Annotated in this window: 18 protein-coding genes; 11 read left to right on the forward strand and 7 right to left on the reverse strand. The window is 59.2% G+C overall.

Translation table 11 applies throughout. The features are described from left to right. Positions 1-34 precede the first annotated feature (34 nt). The gene (locus tag GKN89_RS07935) at positions 35-958 is read left to right on the forward strand and encodes a PEP phosphonomutase (protein WP_019453931.1); all 924 of its coding nucleotides are present in this window, start codon (positions 35-37) and stop codon (positions 956-958) included. Here the strand turns inward: GKN89_RS07935 and GKN89_RS07940 are convergent. Further along, positions 955-1,983 (reverse strand): methyltransferase, encoded by a 1,029-nt coding sequence (locus GKN89_RS07940; RefSeq protein ID WP_019453930.1) that lies wholly within the window; start codon positions 1,981-1,983, stop codon positions 955-957. The two genes, GKN89_RS07935 and GKN89_RS07940, sit on opposite strands and share 4 nt — an antisense overlap. Positions 1,984-2,328: 345 nt before the next feature. Here GKN89_RS07940 and GKN89_RS07945 point away from each other — a divergent pair, with 345 nt between their 5' ends. The 5 genes from GKN89_RS07945 (at position 2,329) to GKN89_RS07965 (ending at position 6,443) form a co-directional block, all read left to right on the forward strand. Continuing rightward, positions 2,329-2,721 carry a hypothetical protein gene (locus GKN89_RS07945; protein WP_019453929.1) on the forward strand — a complete coding sequence of 131 codons (393 nt, stop codon included), beginning with the start codon at positions 2,329-2,331 and terminating at the stop codon, positions 2,719-2,721. 184 nt (positions 2,722-2,905) lie between these two features. Next, positions 2,906-3,955, forward strand: a complete 1,050-nt coding sequence (locus GKN89_RS07950; RefSeq protein WP_154746738.1) for an ABC transporter substrate-binding protein — start codon at positions 2,906-2,908, stop codon at positions 3,953-3,955. After that, positions 3,952-4,953 carry an iron ABC transporter permease gene (locus GKN89_RS07955; protein WP_019453927.1) on the forward strand — a complete coding sequence of 334 codons (1,002 nt, stop codon included), beginning with the start codon at positions 3,952-3,954 and terminating at the stop codon, positions 4,951-4,953. Before GKN89_RS07950 ends, GKN89_RS07955 begins: the two co-directional genes overlap by 4 nt. Further along, positions 4,946-5,725 (forward strand): ABC transporter ATP-binding protein, encoded by a 780-nt coding sequence (locus GKN89_RS07960; protein ID WP_063918967.1) that lies wholly within the window; start codon positions 4,946-4,948, stop codon positions 5,723-5,725. The genes GKN89_RS07955 and GKN89_RS07960 overlap by 8 nt, the downstream gene beginning before the upstream one ends. Continuing rightward, complete coding sequence (locus GKN89_RS07965) at positions 5,718-6,443, forward strand: substrate-binding domain-containing protein (protein WP_154746739.1); 726 nt, start codon at positions 5,718-5,720, stop codon at positions 6,441-6,443. The genes GKN89_RS07960 and GKN89_RS07965 overlap by 8 nt, the downstream gene beginning before the upstream one ends. 28 nt (positions 6,444-6,471) lie before the next feature. On the opposite strand, the gene GKN89_RS07970 is transcribed toward GKN89_RS07965, so the two are convergent. Continuing rightward, positions 6,472-7,272: an alpha/beta fold hydrolase gene (locus tag GKN89_RS07970; RefSeq protein ID WP_019453923.1), complete on the reverse strand. Its 801-nt coding sequence runs from the start codon at positions 7,270-7,272 to the stop codon at positions 6,472-6,474. Positions 7,273-7,508: 236 nt separating this feature from the next. On the opposite strand from GKN89_RS07970, the gene GKN89_RS07975 reads away from it, so the two are divergent. The 5 genes from GKN89_RS07975 to GKN89_RS07995 all read left to right on the forward strand — a co-directional run bounded on the left by GKN89_RS07975 (position 7,509) and on the right by GKN89_RS07995 (position 13,000). Further along, positions 7,509-8,264, forward strand: coding sequence for a CDP-diacylglycerol diphosphatase (locus GKN89_RS07975; RefSeq protein WP_025160012.1), 756 nt, complete (start codon positions 7,509-7,511; stop codon positions 8,262-8,264). A gap of 168 nt (positions 8,265-8,432) precedes the next feature. Beyond that, complete coding sequence (locus GKN89_RS07980; protein WP_025160011.1) at positions 8,433-8,957, forward strand: MarR family winged helix-turn-helix transcriptional regulator; 525 nt, start codon at positions 8,433-8,435, stop codon at positions 8,955-8,957. Continuing rightward, on the forward strand, positions 8,954-10,285 hold the full coding sequence (locus GKN89_RS07985; RefSeq protein WP_154746740.1) for a cytochrome c: 1,332 nt from the start codon (positions 8,954-8,956) through the stop codon (positions 10,283-10,285). Before GKN89_RS07980 ends, GKN89_RS07985 begins: the two co-directional genes overlap by 4 nt. 16 nt (positions 10,286-10,301) lie before the next feature. Beyond that, positions 10,302-10,754, forward strand: coding sequence for a (2Fe-2S)-binding protein (locus GKN89_RS07990; RefSeq protein WP_019453919.1), 453 nt, complete (start codon positions 10,302-10,304; stop codon positions 10,752-10,754). Positions 10,755-10,756: 2 nt separating this feature from the next. Continuing rightward, positions 10,757-13,000 (forward strand): molybdopterin cofactor-binding domain-containing protein, encoded by a 2,244-nt coding sequence (locus GKN89_RS07995; protein ID WP_154746741.1) that lies wholly within the window; start codon positions 10,757-10,759, stop codon positions 12,998-13,000. 38 nt (positions 13,001-13,038) lie between these two features. Here GKN89_RS07995 and GKN89_RS08000 read toward each other — a convergent pair whose 3' ends face one another. The 5 genes from GKN89_RS08000 to GKN89_RS08020 all read right to left on the reverse strand — a co-directional run bounded on the left by GKN89_RS08000 (position 13,039) and on the right by GKN89_RS08020 (position 16,052). After that, positions 13,039-13,341: a hypothetical protein gene (locus GKN89_RS08000; protein ID WP_063918969.1), complete on the reverse strand. Its 303-nt coding sequence runs from the start codon at positions 13,339-13,341 to the stop codon at positions 13,039-13,041. Beyond that, positions 13,338-13,973 carry an AAA family ATPase gene (locus tag GKN89_RS08005; RefSeq protein ID WP_019453916.1) on the reverse strand — a complete coding sequence of 212 codons (636 nt, stop codon included), beginning with the start codon at positions 13,971-13,973 and terminating at the stop codon, positions 13,338-13,340. The genes GKN89_RS08000 and GKN89_RS08005 overlap by 4 nt, the downstream gene beginning before the upstream one ends. Positions 13,974-14,243: 270 nt before the next feature. Beyond that, a complete protein-coding gene (gene yajD / locus GKN89_RS08010) occupies positions 14,244-14,585 on the reverse strand; it encodes an HNH nuclease YajD (protein WP_154746743.1) in 342 nt (113 codons plus the stop codon). Between the two features lie 54 nt (positions 14,586-14,639). Next, a complete protein-coding gene (locus GKN89_RS08015; RefSeq protein ID WP_154746744.1) occupies positions 14,640-15,104 on the reverse strand; it encodes a GNAT family N-acetyltransferase in 465 nt (154 codons plus the stop codon). Between the two features lie 54 nt (positions 15,105-15,158). Continuing rightward, a complete protein-coding gene (locus GKN89_RS08020) occupies positions 15,159-16,052 on the reverse strand; it encodes a LysR family transcriptional regulator (protein ID WP_063918970.1) in 894 nt (297 codons plus the stop codon). Positions 16,053-16,072 lie beyond the last annotated feature (20 nt).

Genomic DNA, 16,072 nt, shown 5'->3' on the forward strand with positions numbered 1-16,072 from the left:
ATCCATTCCCGCCAACGTCATCGGAGCCTGTCTCATGAAACGTTATCTGGACTGCAGCGCCAGCGATCTGGCCGATATCGGCAAAGCCGATCTGCTCTATGCCATCCGCGCCAGTGAAGGACGCATTCTGGTCAGCGAAACCATTGCGGTCACTCAGCCGCTGCTCAATAACGTCACCAACGCCGAACTGGCGGCCAGCCAGGGCGCCGACCTGCTGCTGTTGAACCTGTTCGACGTCGATCAGCCACACATCGCGGGCCTGCCCGCCGACGTGCCGCCGCAGGAGGCGCTGCGCACGCTGCAGCGGCTGACCGGGCGGGTTATCGGGGTGAATCTGGAGGCCGTCGATCCGGCCTTCGCCACCGAACATAACGATTTCTGGCAGATGACGGCGGGCCGCGCCGCCACCGCCGAGAATGCGCGCAAGCTGTATCAGCTCGGCGCGCGCATGGTGGTGCTGACCGGCAACCCGAACAACGGCGTCAGCAATCAGGCGATCGCCGCCGCGCTGAAAGCGATCCGCGACGAAGTGGGCGACGAGATGGTGCTGGTGACCGGCAAGATGCACGGCGCCGGCATTGTGCGCGAAAGCGGCAGCCAGCTGATCGGCGAGCAGGATATCGCGCTGTTCGTGGAGAACGGCGCGGACATCGTGTTGTTGCCGGCGCCGGGCACCATTCCCGGCATGTCGCAGGAGAAAGTCGCGGCGTTGATCGCTTTTGCCCAGCGGCAGGGCGCGCTGGCGATGACGGCGATCGGCACCTCACAAGAGGGCGCCGACGTGCAGACCGTGCGGCAGATCGCGCTGATGAGCAAAATGGCCGGGGCGGATCTGCACCATATCGGCGATACCGGCTATCTGGGGCTGGCGCTGCCGGAAAACATCTTCGCCTACAGCGTGGCGATCCGCGGCGTGCGCCACACCTACAGCCGCATGGCGCGCTCGGTGAACCGCTAAGCCTGGGGTTTTTGCGCCGTTACGATGCTGTAGTAGCCGAGCGACGGTATCACCTGCGGCGTAGTGAAGCCGACGTCGCGCAGCAGGTCGCTGATTTCCCTGCCGGAGTATTGGCGGCCCTGCGTCGTCCAACTGAGCATCAGAAGATTGTAACCGGCGAGAGTTGGCGGGCCGCCGTCGTCGTCGAATAGCGCCTCGTGTATCACTATTCTCCCGCCGACGGGCAGCGCGTCGTAGCTTTTCTGCGCCAGAAAACGGTTTTTATCCGGCCTCCAGTCGTGGAAAACATTGGAATACACATGCAGATCGGCGGCGGGATAAGGATCTTGCCACATGTCGCCGCAGCAGCTGGTGATACGCGAGCTTAAACCGTATTGCCGGGCGTAGTCGTCCGCCAGTGGGCCTATTTCCTGCAGGTCGAACACGATACCCATCAGCTCGGGCCAATGAGTTACCAGGCCGATGGCGTGTGCGCCGGAAGCGCCGCCGATATCCAACGCCACGCGATGCGCTGCCAAAGGAAGCCGCGTCGGCCAAACGCAAGCGGAACCGATGCTCAGGCTGTGCATGGCGCGCGTGAATTGGCGCGCTTTTTCCGCATCGAACTCGTGCGTGGCGAAGACTTCTGGTTCGCCATAGGCCTGTGAGGTGTTTTTCCGAATGGCGCACTCCATATTTTTTAACGAGAAGGTTTCACTGTTTTCATACAGTAAATCCCAATAGTAACCAAAGTAATGAGGGCTCTTTTTTAGCAGAAAGCTTTCGGTTTCGGGTGCGAGAGTCAATTTTCCGCCGATGGGGATAATTAATTTTAAAGATTGCAATGCCGTCATCAAGGCTTCAGCCGGTCGTCTCTCCAGATGCGCTGTGAAACAAATGTCTGTTAACGTGCGGGGATATTCAGCGATAAACTCAAATATACCCAGGCGATGCGCGATAAGCACCGCCGGATAAAGATATAAATTCATCGTGATATCGAGAATGCTCTGGTTGTCGCATTGCGGCGGCAGGATGGCCTGTTGCATGTGAGCCCTCTCTCACTGTGCCATGGGGCGTTCTAACAGGCTATGCCATGCCAGTGGTTTTCGCAAAGCGCGGCGCGGAGACGAACGCTTTCGTTGAAAATAATCTCTTCATGAAATTATTTATTATTCGTATTTTTAACGATAATGCCTGACGAGAGAGAAATAGCGCAGAGCCGGGGATTATTACCCAATCATGCGTTTTTATTTTATCAGAGGTTAACTTAATCACAGTTATTAACGCGTTAGGGTTGTGTTAATCTAGGCCGTCGTTATACCGTACCGGTATTCACATTCTTTTTGTGAATAATTCAAACTTAAATACTTCATTATTAAAACGAGTTAACAATGAAAAAAACTATTCTGACCGGCGTGATTGCCGCGACCCTGGGCCTGTTCAACACCGCTAACGCCGAAGGGATGGACCCTGCCGCATTGAAAAACGTCTATGACATTACGCGTAATACCAGCGGGCTGATGTCTTACTGCGTCGATAAAGGTTTCCTGAAAGCGGACAGCATCGACAACGCCAAGAAAATGGTGGCCTACGTGGCCGCCATTCCCGGCGGTGTCGACACCCGCGATGGCGACAAGCGTGAAGCGATGGGCCGTGAAGGCAATGTGCTGAACGACGACGGCAAAGTGGTTGCGTTGGAAAAGGAAGCGCCACAGGGTCTGCAGGCGTGGTGCCAACAGGCTGACGAAGGCATTCGTCAGGGGCTGACCTCTATCGGCCAATAAGCGTTTTTCACGCATTCTTTGCGCTCTCAGGCTCCGCCGGCGTTACGGCGGAGCGCTGCTTTAGTCAACGTTCCCCCTCACTTTTCTTCCTGTACTCATGGCGTGAGGCTTGATCTCGCTGATTGTTTCGCCATGCTCATCGCTATATCATTAGCTATATAACGATAGTCAACCGGTCACTGCCATGTTTAACTCTCTCCCGCGCCTGCTGTTGGCGCTTGCGTTGTTTTCCACCGCCGCCCTGGCGGATCGCCAGGTTACCGATCAGCTCAACCGCCAGGTCACGCTGCCCGATCACATCACCCGTGCCGTGGTGCTGCAACATCAGACGCTGAACCTGCTGGTGCAGCTTGATGCGATGCCGCAGGTGGTCGGCGTGCTCAGCAGTTGGAAAAAGCAGCTGGGGCCAAACTACCTGCGGCTGGCGCCGACGTTGGCAACCTTGCCGATGCCGGGCGACCTGACTTCGGTGAATATCGAAAGCCTGCTCGGCCTGCATCCGCAGGTGGTGTTCGTGGCCAACTATGCGCCGCCGGAAATGATTGCGCAGATCGAACGGGCGGGGATTCCGGTGGTGGCGATCTCGCTGCGTCGCGAAGCGGCCGATCAGGCGGGCAAAATGAATCCACAGCTGAGCGATGAGGATCGGGCCTATACGTTGGGCCTGCAGGACGGAATTCGCCTGATTGGCGAGGTGATGGAGCGGCAGCCTCAGGCTGAAGCGCTGATCAAGGACGTCATTCAACAGCGCGCGTTGGTCGCCGAACGGCTGCGCGATCTGCCGGAAGACCAGCGGGTGCGGGTGTATATGGCCAACCCCGATCTCACCACCTACGGCGCCGGTAAATATACCGGGCTGATGATGCGGCACGCCGGTGCGCTCAATGTGGCGGCGAAAGATATTCAGGGGTTTAAGCAGGTCTCTATCGAAGATGTATTGCGCTGGGATCCGGCGGTGATCTTCGTGCAGGAGCGTTACCCGGACGTGGTGAAACAGATCCTGACGGCGCCGCAGTGGCAGCCGATCGACGCGGTGAAGAATAAGCGGGTCTACCTGATGCCGGAGTACGCCAAGGCCTGGGGATATCCGATGCCGGAGGCGATGGCGCTGGGTGAATTGTGGATGGCGAAAAAGCTTTACCCACAGCGTTTTGCCGATATCAATCTGCAGCAACGGGTCGACGCTTATTATCAACGCTATTATCGCGCCACCTGCTGCCAGAGCGGGCAATGAGGCTGGGGTGGCTAGCGCTGCTAACGCTGTGCTGCGCGCTGTTTTCGCTTGGCGTCGGCCGCTTTCAGGTGCCGATGACGCACAGCCTGATGATCCTGCTGGAGCCGTTCACTGGGCAGCATTATGCAGGCATCGACGCCATTCAGCGCCAGGTGATCCTCGGGGTGCGCGTGCCGCGGGTGCTGTTGGCGATGGGCGCCGGCGCGGCGCTGGCCCTGTGCGGCGCGGCTTTGCAGGGCGTCTTTCGCAACCCGCTGGTCGATCCGCATATTATCGGCGTGTCGTCCGGCGCCGCCTTTGGCGGCACGCTGGCTATCCTGCTCAGCCTGCCGTTGGCGGCGCTGCTGTTGTCGGCTTTTGTTTTCGGCATGGCGGCGCTGCTGCTGATTTTCACTCTCACCAGCGCCATTGCGCGGCGCAATATTCTCTCTTTGGTACTGGCGGGGGTGATCCTCAGCGGCTTTTTCTCCGCCTGCGTCAGCCTGATGCAATATCTGGCGGATACCGAAGAAAAGCTGCCGAGCATCGTGTTCTGGCTGCTCGGCAGCTTTGCCACCGCCGATCGGCAAAAGCTGCTGATGCTGTTTGTGCCTTTGCTGTTGGCCGGCGGTTTGCTGCTGGCGCTGCGTTGGCGCATCAATCTGCTGTCGTTGGGCGATGAGGATGCCGGTGCATTGGGCATCAACGTTGAGCGTACCCGCTGGCTGATTTTGACGCTGTGCGCCGCCATTGTGGCCGCCCAAGTGGCGGTCAGCGGCAGCATCGGTTGGGTCGGTCTGGTGATACCGCACGTGGCGAGGCGGCTGGTGGGGCCGGATCACCGGCGTCTGCTGCCGGCTTCGCTTTGCCTGGGTGCCCTGTACATGCTGTTGATCGACGATTTGGCGCGCACGCTGAGCAGCGGTGAAATCCCGCTGGGCATTCTGACCGCGCTGATTGGCGCGCCGCTGTTCGCGCTGCTGCTGCGCCGCGCGCAAGTGAGAGGCTGGCATGACTGACACCTTATTGGCCGCCAGGGGGGTGAGCTTCGCCTGGCCGGGTGAGGCACCGCTGTTCCAACACCTGGACATTCAGCTGCGGCGCGGCGAAGTGCTGGCGGTATTGGGCCCCAATGGGCGCGGCAAGAGCACGCTGCTGCAGCTGTTGTTAGGCAGCCTGACGCCGCAATCCGGCGAGATTGAGCGCTACGGTGAGATTGGCTTTGTCCCGCAGCACTTTTCGCCGCCGTTTGCCTATCGGGTGCTGGATATCGTATTGATGGGGCGGGCGCGCCATGTCGGCCTGTTCCGTTCACCGTCAGCCAAAGATCATCGACTGGCGAGAGAAGCGTTGCAAACGTTGGGTTTACAAGAGCTGGCGGCGCGAGAATTCGGCAGCCTATCTGGCGGTCAACGTCAATTAGTGATGATCGCCCGCGCGTTGGCGATGCGCTGCGAGGTGTTGATTTTGGATGAACCGACTTCGGCGCTGGATCTGCATTACCAGGATCGGGTGTTGAGCCTGATGGCGCGCCTGGCGCGGGAGCAGCAGTTGGCGGTGGCGTTCTCCACCCATCAGCCCAACCATGCTCATGCGGTGGCCGATCGGGCTTTGCTGCTGGGCAAGGAAGGGCGTAGCCAGCTCGGTGCCTGCCGCGAGGTGTTAACGGCGCAATCCCTGTCGCCCTTGTTTGAACTGGCGATCGAACGGGTGCCGTTGACGGTGGCGGGCCGCCGTTACGCGACGCTGGTGCCGTTGTATCGCAGCCAATTGGAGCGACATGATGAGTGATATCCTGCTGTTTGCCGCCGGCAGCCTGCGGCTGGCGTTTGCGCCGCTGCTGTCGGCGTTTCAGCGCGACACCGGGCAAAAGGTCTCGGCGGAATTCGGCCCGGCGGGGCTATTGCGCCAACGGATAGAGAACGGTGAGCGGCCGCAGCTGTTCGCCTCGGCCAACGTGGCGCATCCGCAAAGGTTGGCGGATCTCGGTATCGCGGGCGCGGTGCAGATTTTTGCGCACAATCGGCTATGCGCCACGGTGCGCAACGTGCCGACATTAACCGAGCGTCCGCTACCTGAGGTGTTGTGCGATCCGCGCTGGCGGCTTGCCACCTCGACGCCGGGAGCCGATCCCTCCGGCGATTATGCGCAGCGGCTTTTCGAACGCTGTGAACAATCCTGGCCGGGGCAAGGGGAAGCGCTGCGCCGGCGGGCGTTGCCGCTGGTTGGCGGGATAGATTCCGCACCGGTACCGGCGGGCCGACTGGCGGCGGAGTATCTGATAGCCAGCGGGCAGGCGGACATTTTTCTCGGCTACGCCAGCTATGCCCCGGCGTTGGCGGCCTACCCGACGTTGGTGGTGCGAACGTTGCCGCCGCCGCTGGACATCGAGGCGGATTACGGCCTATGCCTGCTGGATGAAGAAGCGCAGCGGTTGGCCGCATTTATCTTGAGCGAACAGGGGCAGGAAATATTGAGCCGGCACGGGTTTATGCGGCGCCAGGCATGACTCGCCGGGCCTGACGGCCCGGAGAATCTCACCAAAACAGCGGAGTGGTGTTTTCAGCTAAAAACGCCAGCAGCGTTTCGTTGACCGCCGTCGGGTTTTCTTTGTTGCTGATATGGCCGGCGTTGGGGATCAGCACATGCCGACAGCCGAGAAGATCCGCCATGCGCTGGCCTTCCGTCGGTGGACGCGGTTTATCCTGCGCGCCGGTGATGACGATACTGGCGGCGGTGATGTTTTCCAGCAGCGCCAGCTTGTCGGGGCGACCGAAGATCATCCGGCCCAGCGGCACGATACTGTCGCGCAGCCGATCGGCGGGCAGGTTCTGCAGATGGGCCAGCAATGGCTGTGACAGCGCATCGGGCACCTCGTCGGAATAGAACTGCGCGGCGATATATTCCAGCAGAGGCGACGTGATGGCACCGGCCTGTTCCACGGCGGCCAGCATGCCCATATAGCGCTGCCGTGCCTCCGGCGTTTCGTCGCCCAGGTAGCTGTCCAGCAGCGCCAACACTTTCACCCGCTCCGGTGCCAGCGCCGCCAGTTCCGCGCCCCACATGCCGCCGACGGACAGGCCGACGATGCCGAACTCTGCGATATCCAAATGATCCATCAGCGCCAAATGATCGGCGGCGATATCCGACAGGCTGTTTCGCCCAGGCGGCAGCGCCGGGGAGTCGCCGTGGCCCCACAGATCAGGCACGATCAGGCGGTAACGTTTGGCCAGTGCCTCGAACTGCGGTGCCCACATGTTCAGATCGAACAGATAGCTGTGGCCCAGCAGCAACGGAAAGCCTGAGCCCACGTCGAGATAATGCAGGGATTTGCCCATCGTTGGCATCTTGTCGGTTCCTTATATAAAGAGAGTTCGGCTGCTTATATCACACTCATATTCAACCTGCGGTATTAATTTACCTTAAATTACTTAGGTAAACCCTTATTTTTAATTTCTCTTGATAACAAGACGTCAATGAAAGGTGACGCTAAGGATAATATTCTGGTGACGATAAGCGCCTTGGTTTATGCTGGCGCTCCTTTCGGTATGGAATAGATAAACAGGACGTCGCGATGAAAAGACTTTTCAGACTATTAATTATTTTGCTTGCCATTTTGCTGCTGGCGGCAGTGCTGTGGTGGTTCTTCGGGCGCGGCAATCCGAATGCGCTGTGGCAAATCGTCAGCCAACAGTGCGTGCCTAATCAGCAGCAAAACAACGATCCGGCGCCCTGCTTAAAGGTTGATTTAACCGAGGGTTATGTGCTGTTCAAGGATAGCAAAGGCCCTTACCACGATCTGGTGATGCCGACTGAAAAGGTCAGCGGTATCGAGAGCCCGGCATTGCAGACGGAGCACGCGCCGCCTTATTTCGCTCAGGCCTGGAATAACCGTGAACATATATCCGGCGAGCTGGGTAAACCGTTAAAAGATGCGTGGATGTCTCTGGCGGTCAATTCGAAATATGGTCGCTCTCAGGATCAGCTGCATATTCACGTTGCCTGTTTGCGCCAGGATGTCTATAACGCGTTGGGTGAGCAGGCGCAGCAATTAGATCAACAGTGGCGGCCGCTGGCGGTGAAATTGGTCGGCCATCAATACCTGGCCAGAAAATTGGCGGGCACCGATTTAACCCAGGAAGATCCTTTCCGTTTGCTGAACAACTATGTGGTCGAACAGGGTGACAGCATCGGTAACTATGGCCTGGCGCTGGCGGTCAGCCCACAGGGCGAGATGCTGCTGTTGGCGAACCGTTTGAAGCTGACCGACCTTAATCTGGGCTCGGCCGGTGAAATTCAGGACTACCACTGCGCGGTGGCGGGGAACTGAGTTTTTCTTATCGCTCCCCGTTGTCGGGGAGTGAATCCGTTAAAATACGTTATATCGATCTGTATTAATTACATTTTATTTTATTCTGCGACATCTGCTTGATCCCATCAGAACGTTCGATCTACTATTTGTTTGCACAAGCAAATAAATAATCGAGAGCCATCCGATATGTCTCAACCACGTAAACTTCCTGCTGCACTGGGCATCCATCTGGATGTCACCAACCGTCTATGGCGCACGGCGATGGACCAGTCGGTGAAAATGACCAATCTGACGCGCCCGCATTGGCTGGCGCTGAGTGCGATTGCCGATCTGGGTGATGGCTGCACGTTGAAAGACGTTTCGCAGCATTTGAACGCCGAAGTCTCGACGATGTCGCGCGCGCTGCTGTTTCTGGAAAAAAACCGGCTTATCGCTCGCGATGCCCTGTCCGAAGACAAACGCGCTAAAGGCGTGAGAATGACCGAGGCCGGGCAGGAGATGCTGGCGCAGTTGGATCATTCCAGCCAACAAGCGCGCCAAAAATTGCTTAACGGCATTTCGGCTGGCGATCTGGAGGCTTTTTATCGCGTATTGTTTGGCATCAAGCATAACGCGGTCGCGATGCTCGAACAGGAAAATCTGTTGCCGGACGAGTTTGCGCTGCTTGCGGAGGAACGAGCGGATGCGATGAAACCGGAGGGTGAAGCGTGAACGGCCGCTGGCGGAGAGCACGACAGCTGTGCGTTATCGTGTTGGGGATCTTTTCCTGCCCGGTCTTCGCCAGCCACAATGACCAACAGCTCATCGCACGCGGAAAATATCTGGCGATCGCCGCAGATTGCGCGGCTTGTCACCGCGGCAGCGCCCAACAGGACGCCCCCTATGTCGGCGGTTATGCCATCGCTTCGCCGATGGGCGATATCATCGCCAGCAATATCACGCCCGCCAAGGGGACCGGCATTGGCGACTACAGTGAGCAAGAGTTTCGCCGCGCGTTGACGCAGGGTATCCGGCGGGACGGCCAACCCTTGTATCCCGCCATGCCCTATACCGCTTATCGGGGATTGAGCGATGACGATCTGCACGCGCTGTATCGCTATTTTATGGCCGGGGTTGCCCCGGTCGATCGTGCGGTGCCTGAGACCCAACTGGCGTTCCCTTTTTCCTGGCGTTATGCGATTCACGGCTGGAACTGGCTGTTTCTGGAAAAAACGCCCATCGATGAAGAGCAGAAGAAGGCGCGTGGTCGCTATCTGGTAGATGTTTTGGGGCATTGCTCGGCGTGTCACAGCCCGCGTAACGGGCTGATGGCGGAACGCCGCGATCGCTATCTGGCTGGAGGGGAGGCCGGCGGTTGGATCGCGCCGAATATCACCTCGGATCCCGTCAGCGGCATCGGCGGCTGGAGCCAGAAAGAATTGGTGCAGTATCTGCGCACCGGGCGCAATGACAAAGCCCAGGCGGCCGGCGGCATGGCGGAAGCGGTGGAGCATAGTCTGCGTTTCCTGAGTGACGACGATCTCGACGCCATCGCCGACTGGCTTAAACAGACGCCGCCGATCGTCACCGTGCAAGGAACGAAAGCGGCCTATGACTATCAGGGAGGCGGTGAAGGCCGCGCAGCCGGGCAGGCGCTGTATGCCGCTGCCTGCGCCAGCTGCCATCGCCTGGGCGGCGAAGGCGCCTACGACGGCCATTTTCCTTCTTTGACTCACAACTCCACCGTAGGCAACGAACAGGCCAATAACCTGATCATGGTGATGCTGCATGGCGTGCAGCGTCAGGGGGAGACGCTGAAAACCTGGATGCCGGGATTCGCCGATAGCCTGGATGACCGGCAACTGGCCGAGGTGGGTAATTACGTATTGCAGCAATTCGGCAATCCGGCGGTCAGGATAACGCCGGAGCAAGTGGCTCGGCAGCGGGCGGGCGGTGAAAAACCGTGGTTGATCGCGTCATTGCCTTATTTGTTCTGGGGCGGTGTGTTGCTGGTATTGATCGGCATCGGGACGTGGGTGAAGCGTCGGATGAAGCATTGATTGGGGAGAGGATGGCATGAAGTTCAATCTGAACGGCCAGGCGGTCGAATTTAACGGCGAGCCGGATACGCCGCTGCTGTGGGTGATTCGGGAACATTTTAAGTTAACCGGCACCAAGTTCGGCTGCGGTATCGGCGCCTGTGGTGCCTGTACGGTACATGTCGACGGTAAGGCAGTGCGTTCATGTTGCTATCCGCTGCAATTGGTGCGCGATCGGCAGGTGACCACCATCGAAGGGTTGTCCACCGATCGCAGTCATCCGGTGCAGCAGGCCTGGATTGCGGAGGATGTGCCGCAGTGCGGCTACTGCCAATCGGGCATGATCATGGCGGTCAGCGCGCTGCTGGCGGAGCACCCGAGGCCGGACGACCGGCTGATAGATACGGGCCTGACCAATCTGTGCCGCTGCGCCACCTACCACCGTATCCGCGCGGCGGTGCATCGCGCCGCCGACAAGGGAGAACCCTAAGCATGGCGATCACCCGCAGAACCTTGATTAAAGGCAGCGCGTTGGCGGTGGCCGCCATGCTGTTGCCGATATCGACGCGCAGCGTGGCGGCCGTGGTTTCGCAGGACGCGGCGCCTCCGGACAACCAGTATGAATTGAACGATTGGATCTGGATCGATCGTGAAGGGCGCATCGTCATCGGCGTGTCGCAATGCGAGGTCGGGCAGGGGATCTATACCGGCCTGGCCGAGGTGGTGGCGGCGGAGATGGATGCCGATTGGGCGCAGGTGACGGTGAAATTCGTCACCGGTCGTGACGCCTACCGTCAGGTTGCCGGGGGCGAGGCTTTTGCACAGTTTGTCGCCGCCTCAACCTCAATGACCAAATTTTATCAGCGCGCCCGGTTGGCCGGCGCGCAGGCGAGAGATTTCTTTCTGCGTGCCGGCGCAAAACATTTTGCGCTCTCACCGCAGCAGTGCCGCACGGAGAAAGGCTGGGTGATTGAAGAGGGCGGGCAACGCAAGGTCGCCTATGGCGATCTGGTGGGCTATGCCGCCGAGCTGCCGTTGGATCCGCAGCCGGGATTGAAGAGCGAGGCGCAAGAGCGGGATGGCTTTATTGGTCAGCCGCTATTGCGGGTCGATACGCCGGAAAAAGTGGACGGCAGCGCGATTTACGGTATTGATATCGACCTGCCTGAGATGCTGATCGGCGTTCCCTGGATGGTGCCCGACCTCAGCGGAAAGCTGGTTGCCGTGCGCAATGAACGACAGGTTCGGGCCATGCCGGGCGTGGTGGATCTGGTGCTGACCCGGCAGTGGTCGATGAACAATATGGTCGGTTTGGATCACGATATGTCGCTCAATACGGTGATCGTGGTGGCGGCGAGCTACTGGCAGGCCAAAAAGGCGGCGGATTTGCTGGAGGTCGACTGGTTGCCGGGGGCAGGACAAGCGCTGACCGACAATGTGATTGCGGCGGAAAATCTGGCGATGCTGGACGGCGATACCTTGGTGTCGGCGGTCGATCGCGGTGAGGCGTTGGCGTTGATCCACGACGCTGAGCGGGGGGCGTGCCTGCATGAGGCTCGTTACAGCGCGCCTTATGTGGCGCATGCCACTATGGAGCCTTGCAACGCCACCAGTCATTACGGCGAGGGCCGTATCGAAACCTGGGGCCCTTTCCAGGGACAGGATATGGTGCGCAACGTTCTGGCGAAAATGTTTGGGCTGACGCCCTCGGATGTGGTGGTGAATACGACCTACCTGGGTGGCAGCTTTGGGCGCAAATATCTGCCGGATGCCGTGATGCATGCTACCGCCGCCTCACGGGCGGTAGGAAAACCGGTCAAAGTGATCTATCCGCGCGAGATCGACATGCGGCATGAATACTATCGTCCGGCCTGCATCAGCCATTATCGGGCGCTGTTGGATGAAAACGGCTACCCGCAGGCATTGTGGGCGCGCTATGCCGGGCAGTCGCTCTTCTGGCAAATGCGGCGCGAAACGGTAAACGAGGCCGGTGGATGGGATGAAAGTATGGTGGAGTGCGTTTACAGCACGCCATATCGCATCCCTCACCTGAAGGTAGAGGCCGGCATCGTCGAACAGCCGATCTCCCTGAGCTATCTGCGCGGCGTCGGCAGCGTCGCCAGCCTGTTTTTTTTGGAAAGCTTCATCAGCGAACTCAGCCATAAGGCCAACCGGGATGAGTACCAATATCGGCGGCATCTGTTGCAGGACAACCCGGAAGCGTTGCGTGTACTGGACGCTACCGCGGCGGCGGCAGGTTGGCAGCACGAACCGCCGCCGGGCGTTTATCGCGGTATGTCGTGCAATATTTGGGTCGGCCGCAATAACGCTTTCACCACCTACGTCGGTTTGGTGATTGAAATCGCCATTCAGGAAGGGCGACTGCGGGTGCTCCGTGCGATATGTGCGATTGACTGCGGCAAAGTGATAAACCCGAATCTGGTGCGCGCCAACGTAGAGGGGGGCATCGGTTTCGCGTTGACCACCTGTCTGCACAGCGAACTGCATTTCGAACGGGGGGGCGTGGTGGAAGGGAATTTCGATCGTTATCCGCTGCTTGCGCTCGCTGAAATGCCGAGGGTGGAAGTGGTCGTGCTCGACAGCGCGCGTGCGCCGCAGGGATGCGGGGAAGTGTCGACTGCGGTGGTCGCCCCGGCGATGGCCAGCGCGCTGCATAAGGCTACAGGCAAAACCTATCGTACTATGCCGTTCCCGCGCCGGTTTTCATCCGTTTAACGGCCCGCCGGCGTGGTCAGCCGGCGGCTGCCGTGCGGTCAGAGCTTTTTCAGCAATGCCAGCAGTTGCGCTTCGCTTTTTTCTGCCAACCCGTCGATCGCCAGCTTGATGATGTCTGAGCGGGTGATGCGCACGATGCCGCTGCGCGCCGCCTGCACGATCACCTCATCGATGGCTTCGATGTGGTTGTCCGTCAGGCTGACGGAAATCGCTTTGTAGGTGCGTTTGCGGCCGGCCGGCTTGGTTTCCGGCGCGGGCGCCGCGACCGGCAACGTGTGCGAGGTGGCGCTGTTGATGAATTCGTCTTCCGACATGCGGTGGGTGGGGGTGCGCTTCTTCACAGGATCACCTCTTTCACCAGGCATTCGATCTCGGCCTGCGCCTTTTCGTTGTTCGCCTCATGCACAGTGATGGCTTCGCCCCAGGCGTCGCGATAAATTTTGCGGTCGCACAGGCGGTTGCCCACCAGGGTGAATTCCGGGTATTCGCTCAGTACCTGCGCCGCTTCGTTGGCTTCATTAATGAAGATATTGGTCGGGCACATGTTCAGCACGATATAACCTTTAACTTTCTCGTTATATTCCTGCGCGGTGGAGAACATCTCCGACAGATAGCCGATGGTGTCGAGATCCATCTGCGAAGGGCGCAGCGGCGAGAGGAACAGGTCGGCGGCCAGCAGGCCGGAGCGCAGTTCGGCGCTGTCGCGGCCGGCGGTGTCGACGATCACGTAGTCGTAATGGCGATCGAGCTCCAGCAGCGTTTCCTTGATTTTGCCCGATGCGGCCACCACCGGAATATGCGGCAATCCTTCGACGTTCTGACGGTCGTTGTACCAGGTCATGATCGATTTCTGGTCGTCGGCATCGACGATGATCGCCGTCTTGCCTTGCTTAAGAATCAGATACCCGGCGATATTCACCGCTTTCGTCGACTTGCCGACGCCGCCTTTTTGCGAGCCAATCAGAACAATCATGCTGCCATCTCTCAAGTTATTAAGCTGATAACTTATTAAGTTAATGCGCTTATTAGGTTGATAATCAAACAGGTTAACAAGAACAACTCGCGAACAATATGCACCAACTGCGGCGGCTTGCCAAGCCAGTATGTCGTTAACTGCGCAGCTTATTTTGCGGTGAATTGCCCGGGTGGGTAAGTAGGAATTCTCTGGGAAGTCGCGGAGCGGATAAGAGGATATTAATTTAACAGCTTAATAAGTTATTTTCTTGTTAAGCTGTTTTCGGCATTACTTCTTCATCATCGCCTTCAGATTGGCGAACGGATTGTGGGTGGCGACGCCGATATCTTTCTGAGCGTCTTCACCCGCCACTACCCTGGAACCGTATTGATCGGCCTCGGTGTATTTCGAGTGTTCATGGTCGTGACAATACAGGCACAGCATCTCCCAGTTGCTGCCGTCTTCCGGGTTGTTGCTGTGATCGTGATCGATATGGTGCACCGTCAGTTCGCGCAGGTTGGAATACACGAACTCGCGCGAGCAGCGCCCGCACACCCAGGGGAACAGTTTCAGCGCTTTTTCGCGGTAGCCGGTTTCCAGCTTCGCATAGTTTTTGGGGATGTAGGCCATGGTGGTTGTCCGTCGGGAATCAATATGCGGTAAATAATACCACACTGCATGCGGCTACAACGTGCGGCTCATCACCGTGACGGTTTCACCGGCGACCCGGCGCTGCTCCAGAGGGCGCCAGCCGAGCTTTTGATACAGCGCCTGCTGGTCGGGCGTGTACAGATAGAGCTCGTCGATGCCTTGGCTTCGGCCGTGCTCAATGCAGCGCGCGATCAGACTGCGGGCGATGCCTTGACCGCGGTGCTGCGGGTGGGTGAAGACTTCGCTCAGCCAGTATTGGCGCTCCGGTTTATCCGCCAGCTCATAAAACGTCAAACTGGCGGTGCCGAGGATCTGCCGTTGCGGCGACAGCGCCAGCAGCACGATGCCCCGATGATGTCCGGGCTCGCTGCGCTCAGCCAGACGCCGGCTGATGGCGTCGCGGTTGCTCCACTGTGCAAAGGCGCCCCATTCCTGATGCAGTAATTCGGCCAGTTCGTCAATGCGCTGACGATGTGCGAGCAGCGGTTCGATATGCATGGTTTGCCCGTTTTTATTGTCCGTAAGAGAAGCCACTATAGCCGGGGCGATCGGTTAATGAAACGTCTCCATCGCCCAGTCGATAAACGCCCGCAGCTTGCCGCTGAGGTGGCGATTGGACGGATAGACGACATACATCTGTTCCGGCGGCGGCTGCCAGTCGTGCAGCAGGCTGACCAGCTCGCCGGCATCGAGGTGCGGCTGCGCCATAAAACGATAGGTCTGGATGATGCCCAGGCCGGCCAGGCTCGCCGCCAGCAGCGCGTTGCCTTCATTGATGCTGACCGGGTAGCGTTGTTGGATGGCGATCTCTTTGCCGCGTTCGACGTAGCGCTGCGGATGGATGCGGTCGTTGAGCGGGTGGCGATAGTGCACCATCGGAAAACCCTGTTCCAGATCGCACGGGTGGCGGGGCGTGCCGTGGCGCGCCAGGTAGTCTGGGGTGGCGCAGCTGACCCAGTCCAGATCGAACAGGCGCCGCGCGATCAGGCTGGAGTCGGCCAGCGGACCGCTGCGGATCACGCAGTCGGCGCTGTCGCTGATAAGATCGATAACGCGATCGCCGACGCTCAGATCGATCTGTATCTGCGGGTAGCGCGCCAGAAAGTCGGGAAGGGCGGGCAGCAGCAGCCGGCGGGCGGTGCCGCCACCGGTATCGATGCGCAGCACGCCCTGTGGAGAACTTTGCGATTCGGTCAGGCAGCCTTCCATCTGCTCCAGATCCGCCAGCCATTTCACCGTGCGCTGGTAATAGCATTCGCCCTCACGGGTGACCGAAACGCTGCGGGTGGTGCGCTGGAACAGCTTGGTCTGCAGGTGATCTTCCAGGCTCTGGATCAGCTTGGTGACCGTGGCTTTCGGCATGCCCAGCGACTCGGCGGCGCGGGTAAAGCCGCCGGTTTCCACCACGCGGTTGAACACCCGTATGGCGAGTAAATGATGGTCCATAGGCTCTCAGCGTAGTGCGC

Origin of the sequence: Serratia sp. YC16, from assembly GCF_009707615.1 — a bacterium.
GTDB lineage: Bacteria > Pseudomonadota > Gammaproteobacteria > Enterobacterales > Enterobacteriaceae > Serratia > Serratia surfactantfaciens.